Consider the following 15,856-nt stretch of genomic DNA (forward strand, 5'->3'; position numbering starts at 1 on the left):
CATATATGATTTATATTTTTTAATCACTTAGGGAGGGATCAATTTGAAGAGAACAACCGCTTGCGCTGATCGGGATTGGGCATCGTACGTCAATACCCATATCGGGACGTTGTCTTACAAAACGTGGTCCACGTCTCCAACCGTGCAGCTTCCTCATGGGATGATGGAGATCGATCCGGTCACTACGCCGGGCATCGGAGACAAGTATTTGGCGGACAAAAACTTCGGATTTTCCTTCGGCCCGGCCTCAGTGACGGTTTCCGGCGGCCCTTTGTCCGATCGGCCGGAAGCGCATGCCTCCACCTTCGATCATGATTCGGAGGAGACCCAGCCCTATAAGTATCGCGTCTTCCTGGAGGATCACGACATCGATGCGGAGATGACGGCGGCTCAGCGCAGCGCTTATTTTCGGTTTCATTCCGCCGGGCCGGTCCATGTCATCGTCGATGGCGGCGATACGACGCAATTTCACCGGAACGACGGCCGCATGATCGAAGGAGAGCGCGCCTCTAAAGGACATATTGGTTATTTTAGCTTGGAAATGAGAGAGGCAGCGTCGTCATTTGGCCCCATCGAAAACAGCCGCAAAATGTACTTGACCTGCGAGCCGCGGGAGAGGGAAGCGACGATAGAGTTCAAGGTAGGCATCTCCTACATCAGTCTGGAGCAAGCCCGTAAGAACCGACAGCAAGAGCTGCCGGACTGGAACTTCGATGCGGCCGTCTCCCGGGCTCGCGACGCTTGGAATCGCGCGCTTTCCGCGATCGAGGTGGAAGGCGGGACGGAGGAAGAACGGACGATTTTCTATACGGCGATGTACCGTACGCTGCAACGGATGCGGAATATTACGGAAGATGGCCAGTATTACAGCGGCTTCGACGGACGTGTTCACAAGGCGGAGGGACGGGATTTTTATACCCACGACCAGCTTTGGGATACGTATCGCTGCGCCCGCCCTTTGCAAAGCATTATCGAACCGCGCGTGTTTGAAGATATGGTGTATTCGTTGGTCAGAATGTACGAACAAGGCGGGTTGCTTCCGAAATTCCCCCATCCGGGGGGAGATCATGCGGTGATGATCGGCCATCATGCCGCTGCGCTCATCGCCGATGCCTGTGCGAAGGGGCTGGACAATATCCATGTAGAGAAAGCCTATGAAGGCATGCTCAAGGATGCGACGGAAATGTCTCTAATCCCCTGGCGGACCGTGCCGGCTACGGAATTGGACCGGGTGTATCATGAACAGGGCTGGTTTCCGGCACTCCCCGTAAGGGAAGACGCGAAGGTAGCGGACCCGGACGCGTGGAGAAACAAGCTCTGGGATCTCGTCATGGAGAAGATGCCCCATCAGATTACCTGGGTCCCCGAAGTTGGCGTTGACGAATGGGTGCCTGAGGTGGATCCTTGGCATCGCCGGCAATCGGTGTCCGTTACGCTGGAGAGAGCATATGACGATTGGTGCATCGCCCAAGTGGCCCGTAAGCTGGGGCGGGAAGCGGAAGCGGAGCGTTTCCTTCAACGCGCGGGCAACTATCGCCATCTGTTTCGCCCTGACCTCGGGCTGATGGCTCCCAAGACGGCGGAAGGGGAATGGGTCGAGCCGTTTGATCCGAAGCTGTCCGGCGGATTTGCCGGGGAGGGTTATTTTGCCGAAGTGAACAGCTGGATCTACACCTTCCATGTGCAGCACGACGTGGAGGGATTAATCCGGCTGATGGGCGGGAGAGAGGCTTTCGTTCAAAAGCTCGACGCATTGTTTACGGAGCAGTACACGATGGAGAAGCCGTGGTTTCTTGGGCAATTCCCCGATATGTCGGGACTGATCGGGATGTATGCCCATGGCAATGAACCCAGCTTTCATATCCCATACCTATACAATTATGCCGGAGCTCCTTGGAAAACGCAGCGGCGCGTACGCGATATTCAATACCTGATGTATAATGCCGGACCGGCTGGCTTGTGCGGAGACGATGATATCGGTTCGTTGTCGTCCTGGTACGTATTCAGCGCCATGGGCTTCTATCCGGTCTGCCCGGGGCGGCCCGTCTATGATATCGGCAGCCCGATTTTCGAGAAGACGACCCTCCGTGTCGGCGAAGGCCGATCGTTTGTCATTGAAGCGCGTAACGTCTCAAAGGCGAACAAGTATATCCAATCCGCCGTCTTGAACGGGCAGCCGCATCTGCGGCCTTGGTTCACCCATCAGGAATTGATGAGCGGAGGACGGCTTGTGCTGGAGATGGGGCCAAGGCCGAACAAAGCATGGGGGAGCTCTCCGGAGAAGGCCCCGCCTTCGATGACTTCGCATTAGGACCCACTCCATCCGTTTCTGTATGCTTAATCCGCAGCCTCACGGGGTTGCGGATTTTTTCTTGACATCCCCCAATCATATGTTATGATTTTACCGACAGACAGTCGGTCGATTGAAAAGGAGGCCCAGCAATGCGAGTTGTCAAAGACGCGGAGGAACGAAGAAACGAAATCCTTGACGCGGCGGACGAGCTTTTCGGCCGGAAGGGCTTTGACGGCACAAGTACAAACGATATTCTCGAGAGGGTGGGGATTGCACGGGGAACGCTGTATTATCACTTCAAGTCGAAGGAGGATATTATGGACGCGCTGATTGAGCGCTATAATATCCGGATTTTAGGCGCGGCGCAAGAAGTTGCCGCGGATCGAAGCATCCCGGTGATCGAGCGCGTAATTCGCACCGTCATGGCCCTGAACATCAGCGGCGACAGAAGCAGCAAGGAAATCATGGAGCATATTCACAAGCCGCAGAACGCGCTGATGCATCAGAAAATCCAAAGGAGTATCGTTAACGGCCTGACGCCGATCCTGACGGAGATCATCCGCGAGGGCATCCGGCAAGGGCTGTTCAGCACGCCGTTCCCGTATGAATGCATGGAGATGGTAGTGATTTATGCGAATACTGTATTTGATGACGATATGCCGATGACGAACGAGGAGCGCGCTTCGCGAATGATGGCTTTTGTATGCAATGTTGAAAGGCTGCTCGGCGCCGAAAGCGGCAGTCTTATGGACGTCATGCGGATGTTTGGCGGAGGAGATGAAGGCGATGGGAAAGGCCATGAATAACCGAAACCGGTTGGAAAACTCGAATACGGAGGTGACCAATGTATTATAGAATCATCCGCAAGGACCTATCCAGAAACAAACTGATCACATTGACAACCTTGCTCTTTGTGGCTGCCGCAGCGATGCTGGTTTCTCTCGCGGTGCTGCTCGTCGTCCATCTTTCGGGCGCGATCGATACGTTGATGAAGCGGGCGGAAACGCCGCATTTTATGCAGATGCATACGGGGGATATCGATCAGGCCCGGCTAATGGAATTTGCGGAGCACAACGGCAATGTCGATGAATTCCAGGTGCTGGAATTTCTCAATATGGACGGTGCGCGGATTCGATTAGGCGATCGCTCGCTTGCGGATAATGTTCAGGATAATGGATTCAGCGTTCAGAGCGAAAAATTCGACTATCTTCTTGATCTTGACGGAAATGTCATCCGCGTATCCGACGGCGAGCTTTATGTTCCAATCAGTTATATGAGGGACAACACCACAAAGGTCGGCGACAAGGCCGTCATAAGCGGAAAGGAATTGACCGTTGCGGGATTTCTCCGCGATTCGCAGATGAATTCCGCGCTGTCCTCCTCCAAGAGATTTCTGGTAAGCGCCAAGGATTACGCGGAACTGCAAAGCCTGGGAAGCACGGAGTATCTGATTGAGTTCAGATTAAAAGATGTATCGGCGCTCGGCGCCTTCGAAACCGCCTATGCCTCCGCGGGCCTTGAAGCGAACGGACCAACGGTGACTTATCCGCTGTTCAAGATGCTTAACGCCATTTCCGACGGGATGATGATCGGGGTCATCCTGCTTGTCGGCGTGCTTGTCGTTGGGATCGCTTTGCTGTGCATCCGCTTCACGCTCCTGGCGAAAATCGAAGACGACACCCGCGAAATCGGCGTAATGAAGGCGATAGGGCTGCGCGTTGCCGACATCAAGAAGCTTTATCTTGCCCAGTACGCGGCTATAGCGGCGGCAGGCTGTATTCTCGGATATGCGCTCTCCTTCGCTTTCAAAGACCTGCTTCTCGAAAATATACGGCTTTATATGGGGGAAAGCGGTCATGCTTCGGTTGCCGCAGCTTTGGGAACCCTCGGCATTCTGCTTGTATTCCTTGCCATCATGGCCTATGTCAATAGAGTACTGGGGCGCTTTCGGAAGCTTTCCGCCGCCGAAGCGATCCGTTTCGGTACTTTGCAGGAACCAACCTCGGGCGCCAAGCGTTTGAACCTGAGCGGAAACCGGCTGCTTCACACGAATATTTTTCTCGGCGTCAAAGATGTTCTCGCCAGGAAAAAGCTTTACGCCACCATGCTTGCGGTGCTGGTGATTTCGGCATTTATCATGATAGTTCCGCAAAACCTGCATCACACGATATCCTCCAAGGACTTCATTCAATATATGGGGATCGGCAACAGCGATATGCGCATCGATCTTCAGCAGACCGACCGAATTTCCGCCAAAGCCGCTGAAATCGCAACAACGATGAGCGGCGACAACGCCATTTCCAAGTATGTCGTGCTTACAACCAAAACGTTCTCGGTCAGAATGGAGAACGGCTCGGAGGAAAGGTTGAAAATTGAGCTCGGCGACCATTCCATCTTCCCTTTAAAATACGCCAAGGGCAGAGCCCCGGCCGCAGAAGACGAAATTGCGCTTTCGGCCATCAACGCCGATGAGTTGGGCAAGAAGGTCGGCGATCACCTTACCCTGGTGGTTGAGGGGCAGGACAAAAATCTCACGGTAAGCGGCATTTACTCCGACATTACCAACGGAGGCAAAACCGCAAAGGCCGCGTTTACCGACGATTCGGCGGACATCATGTGGTACGTGATCTCGGCGGAGCTTTCGGATCCGTCTCTGATCGCCGGCAAGGTTTCGGAATACGCGAACCAATTTACGGATGCCAAGGTTTCGGACATTGAGGAGTATATGGCGCAGACCTACGGCTCGACCCTAAGCTCCGTCAGAACGGCTTCCACCTCCGCCATTGCCGTCGCGCTGGTAATCATGGTATTGGTGACCCTGCTGTTCATGAAAATGCTTGTCGCCAAAGACAGAACCTCCATTGCCGTCATGAAAGCGTTCGGTTACACAAACTCGGATATTCGGGCGCAGTATGTTTCGCGATCGGTGTTCGTGCTGATTGTCGGCATGGGGCTCGGTGCGCTTCTGGCCAACACGCTTGGAGAGAAGCTGGCGGGCGTGGCAATCTCCTCCTTTGGCGCGTCGGCGTTTCATTTTACGATCGATCCGCTTTCGGCGTATCTGCTAATTCCGCTGTTGATGATCGGCTCGGTGCTTCTCGCAACGATGATCGGCACTTCGGGCGCGGGACAAGTCAAAATTTCCGAACATATAAAGGAGTAGGGATATGAAGAAGAGGGTTATCGGTGATCATCTCGTAAAATCTTACGGCGAAGGCGATGAAAAGCGTCAGGTTCTTAACGGAGTGTCCGCCTGCATTCACGAGGGCGAATTCGTTGCGGTGATGGGGCCGTCGGGTTCGGGAAAATCCACGCTGATGTTTGCGCTAAGCGGCACGGACGGCGTGGATAGCGGGAAAGTCACGTTTGACGGCAGGGATGTATCGGAACTCGGGGAGCGGGAGCTTTCGGATCTGCGCCGAACCCAAATGGGGTTCGTGTTCCAGCAGCCGACGATGCTGAAAAATCTGAATCTCCTCGACAACATCATCCTTCCGTCGATGCGGGGCAACCGAAAAAACGCCGCCCAAGTGACGGAGAAAGCAAGAGCGCTGATGAAAAGGGTCGGCATTTCGGAGCTGGAAAAGCGCGACATTACGCAGGTTTCGGGAGGGCAGCTTCAACGTGCGGGAATATGCCGCGCGCTGATGAACAGCCCGGCGGTGATTTTCGGCGACGAGCCAACGGGGGCGCTCAACTCGCAATCCGCGGAGCAGATCATGGACTTATTCTCCGAGATCCATGCGGAGGGGACGGCGGTGATGCTGGTAACTCACGACCCCAAGGTTGCGGCGCGGGCGGAGCGCATCCTGTTTATGCGCGACGGAACCCTCGTCAGCGAGCTGAAGCTTCCGAAGTTTGACGGGACGGATCTGGATCGCAGGATGGAAGAAGTCGCGGCGAAAATGCGGGGAATCGGAATCTGACGGGGCGTTAAGAGGAGTTTACCGTACGAAAAAAAGCAGTGCTTATGCCTGAAGGCACGAGCATTGCTTTTTCGTTTAATCAAGAAGATTGCCGTTCTAACACACGTGATTTCGCCTTGCTGTAAGGATCATGAGCCGGGCGGGGTGTTTCTTTTACACGGAAGCCCACCGATTCTACGCGTACGGTATCGGTACTTTGATCGTACTTGTAGATCAGGCGAAGATCCGGTTTACTTCCCTTCTCGCTTCGCAAAGCCTTGCTGGAAAATAGCTTTACTTTGCGATACCCGGCCGACTTTAGCGGTTCATATACACAACCTTTGCCTTGTTGTTCGGGATGTAGACGAATGCGTTCCAACTCCTTTTGGATGAGGGTTATGCATTCCTGTAAACCATCCGGGTCTTCACTAAATTCTTTAGCGAGATCGGGAATATCTTTTGTCACGACTTCTTGCTCCAACACGATTGTGGTCGTTTTACTCATACTCTGCTACAGTCATCTCCTCGGATGAATGCCCGCCATTTCCAAAAGATTCATGCCTTGTTTGTATTCCACCACGCGATCGCTTTCCAAACGATGTTGGATTCTTTCGTACTCTTCGCGTTCTTCAATCCAATCCAGCAGCCGTTCGTACTCGTGCAGGGCTTCCACCATCATTTGGTATTTGTTCATGTCGATCATTGCGACTTTGAGCTGGTCTTTAATTACGATGCCGAGCTTGTCGTTTTCTTCCAAGGAGTGTAGCAGTTCTTTCTGATTGAGCGTCCTCAATTGGCTGAACGGCACTAATTCCTTTGGTTCAAACGTTTTAGTCATCATTTTAAAAGTTTCCTTTCTAACACGGATCCCACTATTAGTATTAGTATAAGTATAGTTATTTGTCTCTAGTAAATGATCATCCGTATGCTTTGAATTTTTTTCTGGCATCCGATTTACTTTATCAATATTCTTTTGCTCCACATTCAACTTTTCTTTAGATAATTGGCTTTTAGGTTTAAATTTTCTATGATCTCCATGGTTATTCAAACTCGACAACGTTGATCAGCTCACTTTCTATTTTAGTGAATTCAATCCGTTTTGTCAAAATTATGATTGAATTTTTGATCATTTTTTTGTTCTATTTATTGTTCTATTTTATCTACATTTTCACCAATTTATTCTCCGATGAATCACGATGTGCTGGAAATACCGCGTCATAGCCGGATATGGGCGAGAAAAAAACAAGTCGATGAGTGGAGTGGGGATTTATCGTCCAATATGTGGAGGACAGGACTTCTAACGCTTAGGAGCGACGCTATGGGCCGAAACGGGGATTTTCAGGATGTAATGCTGACAGGTATGCTTATTTTCCGATTATGCATCAGAAAAGGGGCGGTTTCCGCCCCTTCAGGATTCAAAATCATATTTCATGAGTTCGGAAAGTTCCTGACAGGAAGCTTTGAGAATCTCAATAAATATCGCCAGTTCCTCGTCACTAACGCGCGAAATTAAGGTGGAAATACTGATTGCCGCAAGCACCTTACCCTTGCCTTTAAATATAGGCACCGCCGCACATTGAACCCCTTGCTCATTTTCTTGATGATCTATGGCGTAACCTTGCTGCCGGATCCTCTCGATCTCCTTGCGCAACACGGCTTCATTCGTGATCGTGTTGGCGGTTTGCTGCTGGTAAGGATAACCCTGCAATAGGCGTGTCATTTCATGCGGTTCTTGATAAGCCAACAGCACTTTGCCGATGGCGGTAGAGTGGAGGGGAAGTCTTCGACCAATTCGAGAATATCGGATAATGGATTGTTCCCCATCCACTTTATCAATATAAACCCCCTCTCGGCCATCCAAGATCCCCAAGTGTACCGTTTGCCCCGTTTTCGCCGCCAAATCAACCAGATATTGATGTGCCGCTTTCCGGATATCGATATTGCTAATGACTAAATTTCCTCGTTCCGCCAGCTTTAAGCCCAATCTATATTTTCCGTTCTCTTGATTTTGATCGATGTAGGCATATTCTTGCAGGGTTTTTAGCAAAGAATGAACCGTACTTTTATGCAGTTCCATGCGCTCGCTAATTTCGGTGATTTTCAGTTCGGTTGTATGTTCATCAAATAAATCCAAAATCATTAGAGCTCGTTCTACCGATTGAATGATTGGCAAATGAAGCACCTCTTGTTTTATAGTGTAAAACTATTACATATTATATCAAAACATTTCGGGTTATGAAAAAGTGAATTCCGCATTCCATCTCCCAGTATGACGTGCTTTGTAACGGAATCGACAAAATGTATCCGTTTTCCCAATAAAGGCACTGTGCTATAATCAAACCAACAAAACTAAATAGTAAAACATAGTTTTATAATGTAAAACAAAAAAAGATGTCGGCAAAAACACCAGGAGGAGGTGGAGGTGAAAACCGAGCCATCGGGATCAACAGTATGTGATTATATTCACATATGCTTTATAATTGAGCCAACGAGGAGAGATGTGCATGTTAACGCCAAGAAAATTTTACTGGCCGGCTATTAATCTGGTCGGTCCCGGAAGCCTCAAGTTCGTCGGGGAGGAAATCACCAAACTCAACTTAAAAAGAGCCCTGCTCGTAACAGATAAGGTCTTAAATGAGAATGGTGTCGTCAAGCAAATTACCGATGTGCTGGATCAAGAAGGCATTATTTACAGCATCTTTGATGAAGTGAAGCCGAATCCCACCACGACCAACGTTCATGACGGTTTAGCCGTTTTTCAGAAGGAAGGATGCGACTTTATCATTACGGTTGGCGGCGGTTCCCCGCAGGATACCGGTTCGGGAATCGGTATTCTGGCGACGAACGGCGGCCATATTGCCGATTACGAAGGCGTAGGGAAATCCCGGAATAAGTCGGTTCCGATTGTAGCGATTAGCACCACGGCCGGTACGGCGGCGGAAGTTACCATCAATTATGTGATCACGGATGAAGCCCGTAAATTGAAAATGATTATGGTTGATCCCAACGCGCTGCCGGTCATCGCCGTCAACGATCCGGAGTTAATGATGAAGAAACCGAAGGGGTTGACCGCAGCCACCGGTTTGGACGCCCTTACCCATGCGATTGAGGGATATACCGCGAAGGGCGCTTTTGAACTGACGGATGCCATTGCTTATAAATCGATTGAATTGATTGCCAAATATCTGGAGCAAGCGGTCGAGCAGGGTTCGGATATCGAAGCCCGTTCCGGTATGGGCTGGGGTTCCTTTATCGCCGGTCTGTGCTACTCCAATGCGGGACTGGGCATTGTCCATAGTATGGCTCACCAATTGGGCGGAGAGTACGATCTCCCGCACGGCGTTGCCAATGCGATGCTGCTCCCCTATGTAATGGAATTTAATATGGATGCCTGTCCCCATAAATTTGCGGATATTGCCCGGGCATTAGGCCGGGATACATCGGCTGCGGCAACCGTGGAAGAAGCGGCCATGATGGCTATTGATGAAGTTCGTCGTATTTCCAAAGCGGTGAACATTCCACCCCTTCGCGAATCGCTGTTCCGCGTGGAAGATGTAGAGAAGCTGGCCGAACAGGCGTTGAAGGATGCTTGTACGGGAGCCAATCCCAAACCGGTTACGAAGGAAGACTTGATCGCTATTTATATGAAAGCGTATGAGGCCGGGGCAAGTGCCGAAACGGCTCAATAACAAGGAGGGATTACGATGTCGATAAACTTGATTTTTGGTGATGAAAATAAAGAAATTTACGAGATACGAACCCATGCGGCTGGCCCCGAGGGTTCGCTGCCATTGACTCCGGAAATGCTGCGGGAACGGCCGAGCGGCGATATTTTCGGAATGACGCTCGATGCCGGTATGGGCTGGGAACCCTCCCGGTTGCTTGGCAAACAAGTACTGATCCTTGGCACATTGGCGGGCATGCGTGACTCTGACGGAACCCCGATCGCACTGGGTTACCATACGGGCAACTACGAATTGGGCTTGCAAATCAGAGCTGCGGCGGAAGAAGTCAGCAAATTAGGCGGTATTCCGTATGCGTCTTATGTCAGCGATCCGTGCGATGGTCGCTCGCAAGGGACATCCGGAATGTTCGACTCGCTTCCCTATCGAAATGATGCGGCCACGGTCATGCGGCGGTTAATCCGCTCCCTTCCGACGGGGCGCGCCGTGATTGGGGTAGCCACTTGCGATAAAGGCTTGCCGGCCACCATGATTGCACTCGCTTCGATGCATGATTTAGCCACCATTCTCATCCCGGGGGGTTCCACGCTTCCTGCCACCGTTGGGGAAGATGCGGGGAAGGTGCAGACCATTGGGGCGAGATTCGCGAACAACGAGCTTTCCCTGGAAGAGGCGGCAAGACTTGGCTGCGTAGCTTGTGCTTCCGCCGGAGGAGGGTGCCAGTTCTTAGGAACGGCCGGTACTTCCCAAGTCGTCGTGGAAGCCTTGGGATTAGCGCTGCCCCACTCGGCTCTGGCGCCATCCGGAGAGCCCGTTTGGGAGGAGATCGCCAAGCAATCGGCACGTGCCGTGTTGGAATTGGAGAAGAAAGGCATAACCACGAAAGATATTATCACGGATAAAGCCATTGAAAACGCCATGTTTGTGCATGCCGCATTTGGCGGATCCACCAACTTGTTGCTGCATATTCCTGCCGTGGCACATGCGGCTGGCTGCAAGGTGCCATCCGTCGACGATTGGGAGAGAATCAATAAACGGGTTCCTCGTCTGGTCAGCGTGTTGCCCAATGGACCGGTTAACCATCCAACGGTTCGTGCCTTTTTGGCCGGCGGAGTTCCCGAGGTCATGCTTCATCTAAGAAAATTGGGCCTGCTGCATGAAGATGTGCTGACCGTGACAGGGGAGACGTTGGGTGCAAATCTGGACTGGTGGGAGAAATCGGAACGGCGTACGAAGTTTAGACAGCTATTGAACGAGCTGGACGGAGTTCATCCGGACGAGGTGATTATGAGCCCGGCTCAAGCCAAAGAACGAGGCTTAACTTCAACGGTGACGTTCCCCAAAGGGAATATCGCGCCGGAGGGCTCTGTCATCAAATCCACGTCCATCGATCCCACCGTGGTTGATGAAGACGGAGTTTATCGTCATACCGGGGTTGCCAAGGTCTTCATCTCGGAGAAGGAAGCGATCAAGGCGATCAAAACGGGGGGGATTCAAGCGGGCGACATTATGGTGGTCATGGGCGGAGGGCCCTTGGGGACCGGAATGGAAGAAACCTATCAATTAACTTCGGCCTTGAAACACCTATCTTATGGCAAACATGTGTCCTTGATTACGGACGCACGTTTCTCCGGCGTATCCACGGGAGCCTGTATTGGTCATGTCGGGCCGGAGGCCTTGGCTGGGGGGCCGATCGGCAAATTGCGCGACGGCGATCTGATTGAAATTGTTGTGGATCGCAACAATCTGGTCGGATCCGTGAACTTCATCGGGACAAAAGACCATCGATGGTCCATTGAAGAAGCAACGAAGGTGTTGGATGAACGTGAAATTCACCCGGAGCTTAAGCCGGAGTCCGGATTGCCGGATGACACGCGATTATGGGCCGCGCTTCAATATGTGAGCGGGGGAACGTGGCGCGGTTGCGTTTATGACGTCGACCGAATTATTGAAGTGTTAAATGCGGGCATGAAAGTAATGACACAAGAAGGAGAGTAACGGTATCCCACCTAATCAGCTGGAGGTTTGATCAATATGCCATTATTTATTGTCGCACTCGGAATTATCGTGCTGCTCGTGTTAATTACGGGCTTCAAGCTAAACACGTTTGTATCTCTGATCATTGTGTCCTTCTTGGTCGCATTAGCCCTTGGCATGCCGCTCAATACGATTGTTTCTTCGATTGAAGGCGGATTGGGCGGAACGCTTGGTCATATTGCCCTGATCTTTGGACTCGGTGCCATGCTCGGCAAACTGATTGCCGATGCAGGAGGCGCACACCGAATTGCCATGACCCTGATCAACAAGTTCGGGGAGAAAAGAATCCAATGGGCCGTCGTCGCGGCTTCGTTTATCGTGGGGATCGCCTTGTTCTTTGAAGTTGGATTGGTCCTGCTGATCCCGATCGTGTTCACGATCTCGAAGCAATTGAAAGTACCGATCGTGTATTTGGGGATTCCCATGGCAGCCGCCTTGTTGGTCACGCACGGTTTTTTGCCTCCGCATCCGGGCCCGACGGCGATTGCGGGCGAATATGGCGCCGACATTGGGATGGTGTTGCTCTACGGCATTATCGTGGCGATTCCGGCGGTCATTCTCGCAGGTCCGGTCTATACGAAATTGGCGAAGCGAATCGTTCCCAGTGCCTTTGAAAAAACCGGCAATATCGATTCCCTCGGCGAGCAAAAAACCTTTAAACTCGAAGAAACGCCGGGCTTTGGAATCAGTGTCTTAACTTCAATGTTTCCTGTAATCTTAATGGCTATAGCGACTATCATTGATATGGTCAAAACCTCTTCCGGATTTGAAGACAATGCTTTTTTCTCCATAGTAGGTCTCGTAGGCAACGCTTCGACGGCCATGTTGATTTCCTTAGTCATTGCGATCTTTACTATGGGGATTTTCCGAAAGATTCCAATGAAAAATATTATGAGTTCCTGTGCCGTGTCGATTAGCCACATTGGCATGATGTTGTTGATCATTGGCGGCGGCGGTGCTTTCAAACAAGTGCTCATTGCTGGCGGTGTCGGTGATTATGTGGCGGAGTTATTCACGGGTTCCACGATGTCGCCGATTCTATTGGCATGGATCGTCGCCGCCATTTTGCGGGTATCTCTGGGATCTGCGACGGTTGCGGCGTTATCGACAGCCGGGTTGGTGATTCCGCTGCTTGGTCAATATGATGTCAATCTGGCTCTGGTTGTCCTTGCCACCGGCGCAGGCAGTTCAATCTGTTCTCATGTGAATGATGCCGGTTTTTGGATGATCAAAGAATACTTTGGATTGAATATGAAGGAAACCTTCGGTACATGGACGGTTCTTTCGACGATTGTCTCCGTTGTAGGATTAGGCGCTATACTATTATTAAGCTTAGTCGTTTAATGGTTCATGAATGATGCATAACTGCGCCCTTCACCTGCCATGGGAAGCTCCCGGGAGGTGGGGGCGCTCTTAAAGGAGAAGGAGAAGAAACCTATGAAGAAAGCCCAATTTTTAACTCCCGTGGTCACTGCTTTTGATGCTGAGGGCAATCTGGATCAGCAGGCCAATCAAGACATTTACGATCATTTAATTCGCGGAGGCGTGGACGGTTTGGTGGTGATGGGCAGTACCGGCGAGTTTTTCTCTATGCCGGAAGCCCAAAAGAAGCAATTAATCGACCTTGTGGTGGGCTATGTGAATCACCGGACGAAAGTGTATATCGGGACCGCTTGCATGAACATAGAAGATACGATTCATCTATCGAACTACGCTATTGATGCGGGGGCGGATGGGGTCATGATCGTCAGTCCGTATTATTTTGCACTGTCGGATGACAGCATCGAATACTATTATGACCAAGTCGCGGAAGCGGTGAAGGGCGATATTTATTTGTACAATTTCCCGGCCAGAACGGCCCATGACCTATCTCCGGAAGTCACGCTTCGTCTGTTAAGAAAGCATCGTCATATCAAAGGATATAAAGATACCGTCACGGAAATGACGCATACTCGAAAATTAATTCACACGGTACACAACGAGTTCCCCGACTTTATGATTTACTCCGGATTCGACGAGAATTTTGCCCATAATGTGTTGAGTGGGGGAAATGGCTGTATCGGAGGACTTTCCAATATCTATCCGGAAGTTTTTTCGGCGTGGGCGAAGGCCGCCAATGCCAATGACTTTCATAAAGTTGCTGCGATTCAAACGATTGTGGATAAGATGATGGAGTTATACGAGATTGGCACTCCCTTCATCCCGATTGTGAAACAGGCCATGATGCTCAAGGGCATCCAATTGCAGGGTTTTTGCAATAAACCGTTTCTACAGCCTGATCCTAAACAGACGGCAGCCATTCAAGCGCTGCTCCAAGAAGTAGATGCAAGGATTGCCCGTTCCGCCGCCATCTGAGGATATCTGGGCGAGCAGCCTATAAGGATATGATCCACAACCGATTGTCTCGGGGGATCCGTACCGCACCATGCGACCTCAAGCCCAGGCAACCCGGGCGGAAGCGGTAGGAAAATAATAATCGATGCAAACCTAAGAAGCACCAAGAACCTCCAAGGGGTTCTTGGTGCTTCTGTGTTATTCTCCACGTTCAAATCCAAAAGGTCTGTCATGTTGTTATGTTACATAATATATGATAGTATGAAGTTAAGTGACATAATTCGGAGGGATTCTCTGTGGAGTATGTTAATCCGATTCGAGATACGGAAACGATTCGGGCCATGAAGGAGGAGTTAAGGAAGAATTCAATAAGGGATTTGCTGCTTTTCGTGCTGGGGATTAATACAGGCATTAGTCTGGTTGATTTGCTAAGCCTTACGGTGGAGGATGTCTGGGAAGGCGGGAGACCAAAGCAGTTTCTAACCATTAAGGATGAACGAACCGGGGAAGAGCAAGCCCATTATTTAAACGGCAATATCGGGGAGATTTTGAAGGAGTACCTGTCCATGATGGATTGGAAGCCGGAGGATTATTTGTTTAAGTCCAAGAAGGATTGCCGTCCGATCACCCGCCAGCAGGCCTACCGCATTATCAACCATTCGGCAAGAGTGGTCGGTATTTCGGAGAAGATCGGAACGCATACTTTAAGGAAGACCTTTGGTTACCATGCCTATTATAGAGGGGTGGCGATCTCTATCATCAAGTCGATTCTGCGCCACCATTCTACGGCCGAGACCTTAAAATATTTGGGGATCGATAAGAACGAGCGGCTGCCGATCAAGGTGGATGTCAATTTGTAGCGTTCCGATGTAAACCTGAACAAAAACTCTCCACACCCTGTGCGGAGAGTCCTTTCACTCTATTCATCAGCGTCTTCCCGATTCATCGCGGTTTGAAGGTCCACGTTCTTCAGCTCCGTGACGATGCCTTCGGTCACCTGGACCTGAAGCGTCTCGGCGTCCTTCATAAAACGAAAGATCCCATTATTGAAGTCGGTATCGGCTTCTTTAAAGAAAATACCCTCATATACCGTGTCTTTATGGTGGTTAAAGCTCAGGTTATAATGATCGCCTTCTTTGATCAAGTAAGCACGAATTCCCTTTTCATAAATTCCCTCTTCGTCCCGGATATACCGGGCGACCGAAATGATGTGCAGGTCGACAAAAGGGATCTCCCGTACCAAAGCATTGATAATGGAGCCCTTCGTAATTTGTTCCCAACGGCTATGGGCGGTTTGCCCCAGAATAATCTGAGTGATGTTATGGTCCCTGGCCACTTCGGCAATAACCTTTGAGACAGGCCGGCTCTCATTGTCCTTCATAATAAATTGGGCAGTGGCATGGGTATTGGCATACTCTTTCCACTGCTCGATATAGAATAGCTTCTCCGCATCCAATTCATCGAAGGGTTTAGGATCGATGGTCAAAATATAGAGCGGGGCCTGCATCAGGTTGGCAATCTTGCAGCCGCGTTTGATTAGTCGTTCACCGTTGGGACCATAATAAACGCAAACTAAAATGCTTTCATTATACGGAGTATCCATT

13 protein-coding genes are annotated in these 15,856 nt (G+C 50.8%); 9 read left to right on the forward strand and 4 right to left on the reverse strand.

The window, feature by feature from the left end:
- Positions 1–43 precede the first annotated feature (43 nt).
- The 4 genes from ACZF99_RS01475 (at position 44) to ACZF99_RS01490 (ending at position 6,219) form a co-directional block, all read left to right on the forward strand.
- On the forward strand, positions 44–2,311 hold the full coding sequence (locus ACZF99_RS01475; protein WP_483608425.1) for a GH92 family glycosyl hydrolase: 2,268 nt from the start codon (positions 44–46) through the stop codon (positions 2,309–2,311).
- Between the two features lie 131 nt (positions 2,312–2,442).
- Positions 2,443–3,099 carry a TetR/AcrR family transcriptional regulator gene (locus tag ACZF99_RS01480; protein WP_483608427.1) on the forward strand — a complete coding sequence of 219 codons (657 nt, stop codon included), beginning with the start codon at positions 2,443–2,445 and terminating at the stop codon, positions 3,097–3,099.
- A gap of 38 nt (positions 3,100–3,137) precedes the next feature.
- Positions 3,138–5,456 carry an ABC transporter permease gene (locus ACZF99_RS01485; RefSeq protein ID WP_483608429.1) on the forward strand — a complete coding sequence of 773 codons (2,319 nt, stop codon included), beginning with the start codon at positions 3,138–3,140 and terminating at the stop codon, positions 5,454–5,456.
- Positions 5,457–5,460: 4 nt separating this feature from the next.
- Positions 5,461–6,219 (forward strand): ABC transporter ATP-binding protein, encoded by a 759-nt coding sequence (locus tag ACZF99_RS01490; protein ID WP_483608431.1) that lies wholly within the window; start codon positions 5,461–5,463, stop codon positions 6,217–6,219.
- Between the two features lie 79 nt (positions 6,220–6,298).
- Here ACZF99_RS01490 and ACZF99_RS01495 read toward each other — a convergent pair whose 3' ends face one another.
- The 3 genes from ACZF99_RS01495 to ACZF99_RS01505 all read right to left on the reverse strand — a co-directional run bounded on the left by ACZF99_RS01495 (position 6,299) and on the right by ACZF99_RS01505 (position 8,371).
- The gene (locus ACZF99_RS01495) at positions 6,299–6,703 is read right to left on the reverse strand and encodes a hypothetical protein (protein WP_483608433.1); all 405 of its coding nucleotides are present in this window, start codon (positions 6,701–6,703) and stop codon (positions 6,299–6,301) included.
- A gap of 12 nt (positions 6,704–6,715) precedes the next feature.
- Positions 6,716–7,246: a hypothetical protein gene (locus ACZF99_RS01500; protein ID WP_483608434.1), complete on the reverse strand. Its 531-nt coding sequence runs from the start codon at positions 7,244–7,246 to the stop codon at positions 6,716–6,718.
- 360 nt (positions 7,247–7,606) lie between these two features.
- Positions 7,607–8,371, reverse strand: a complete 765-nt coding sequence (locus ACZF99_RS01505) for an IclR family transcriptional regulator (RefSeq protein ID WP_483608436.1) — start codon at positions 8,369–8,371, stop codon at positions 7,607–7,609.
- 331 nt (positions 8,372–8,702) lie between these two features.
- Between ACZF99_RS01505 and ACZF99_RS01510 the strand changes: the two genes are divergently transcribed.
- The 5 genes from ACZF99_RS01510 to ACZF99_RS01530 all read left to right on the forward strand — a co-directional run bounded on the left by ACZF99_RS01510 (position 8,703) and on the right by ACZF99_RS01530 (position 15,112).
- Positions 8,703–9,887: an iron-containing alcohol dehydrogenase gene (locus ACZF99_RS01510; protein WP_483608438.1), complete on the forward strand. Its 1,185-nt coding sequence runs from the start codon at positions 8,703–8,705 to the stop codon at positions 9,885–9,887.
- Between the two features lie 15 nt (positions 9,888–9,902).
- Entirely contained in the window at positions 9,903–11,879 is a 1,977-nt protein-coding gene (locus tag ACZF99_RS01515) for a YjhG/YagF family D-xylonate dehydratase (protein ID WP_483608440.1), read from the forward strand.
- 36 nt (positions 11,880–11,915) lie between these two features.
- Complete coding sequence (locus tag ACZF99_RS01520; RefSeq protein ID WP_483608442.1) at positions 11,916–13,262, forward strand: GntP family permease; 1,347 nt, start codon at positions 11,916–11,918, stop codon at positions 13,260–13,262.
- Positions 13,263–13,355: 93 nt separating this feature from the next.
- Complete coding sequence (locus tag ACZF99_RS01525) at positions 13,356–14,273, forward strand: dihydrodipicolinate synthase family protein (RefSeq protein ID WP_483608444.1); 918 nt, start codon at positions 13,356–13,358, stop codon at positions 14,271–14,273.
- Between the two features lie 275 nt (positions 14,274–14,548).
- A complete protein-coding gene (locus tag ACZF99_RS01530; RefSeq protein WP_483608446.1) occupies positions 14,549–15,112 on the forward strand; it encodes a tyrosine-type recombinase/integrase in 564 nt (187 codons plus the stop codon).
- A gap of 59 nt (positions 15,113–15,171) precedes the next feature.
- Here ACZF99_RS01530 and ACZF99_RS01535 read toward each other — a convergent pair whose 3' ends face one another.
- The gene (locus ACZF99_RS01535; protein ID WP_483608448.1) at positions 15,172–15,855 is read right to left on the reverse strand and encodes a universal stress protein; all 684 of its coding nucleotides are present in this window, start codon (positions 15,853–15,855) and stop codon (positions 15,172–15,174) included.
- Position 15,856: the final 1 nt, after the last annotated feature.

The sequence above is a fragment of the Paenibacillus sp. JL3B1040 genome (assembly GCF_057063165.1).

What these genes read in the sequence shown, in the direction of transcription:
- ACZF99_RS01520 (WP_483608442.1), top strand. Translation starts at nt 11,916, where the DNA reads ATGCCATTATTTATTGTCGCACTCGGAATTATCGTGCTGCTCGTGTTA.
- ACZF99_RS01480 (WP_483608427.1), top strand. Translation starts at nt 2,443, where the DNA reads ATGCGAGTTGTCAAAGACGCGGAGGAACGAAGAAACGAAATCCTTGAC.
- ACZF99_RS01510 (WP_483608438.1), top strand. Translation starts at nt 8,703, where the DNA reads ATGTTAACGCCAAGAAAATTTTACTGGCCGGCTATTAATCTGGTCGGT.
- ACZF99_RS01535 (WP_483608448.1), bottom strand. Translation starts at nt 15,855, where the DNA reads ATGGATACTCCGTATAATGAAAGCATTTTAGTTTGCGTTTATTATGGT.
- ACZF99_RS01525 (WP_483608444.1), top strand. Translation starts at nt 13,356, where the DNA reads ATGAAGAAAGCCCAATTTTTAACTCCCGTGGTCACTGCTTTTGATGCT.
- ACZF99_RS01515 (WP_483608440.1), top strand. Translation starts at nt 9,903, where the DNA reads ATGTCGATAAACTTGATTTTTGGTGATGAAAATAAAGAAATTTACGAG.
- ACZF99_RS01495 (WP_483608433.1), bottom strand. Translation starts at nt 6,703, where the DNA reads ATGAGTAAAACGACCACAATCGTGTTGGAGCAAGAAGTCGTGACAAAA.
- ACZF99_RS01485 (WP_483608429.1), top strand. Translation starts at nt 3,138, where the DNA reads ATGTATTATAGAATCATCCGCAAGGACCTATCCAGAAACAAACTGATC.
- ACZF99_RS01490 (WP_483608431.1), top strand. Translation starts at nt 5,461, where the DNA reads ATGAAGAAGAGGGTTATCGGTGATCATCTCGTAAAATCTTACGGCGAA.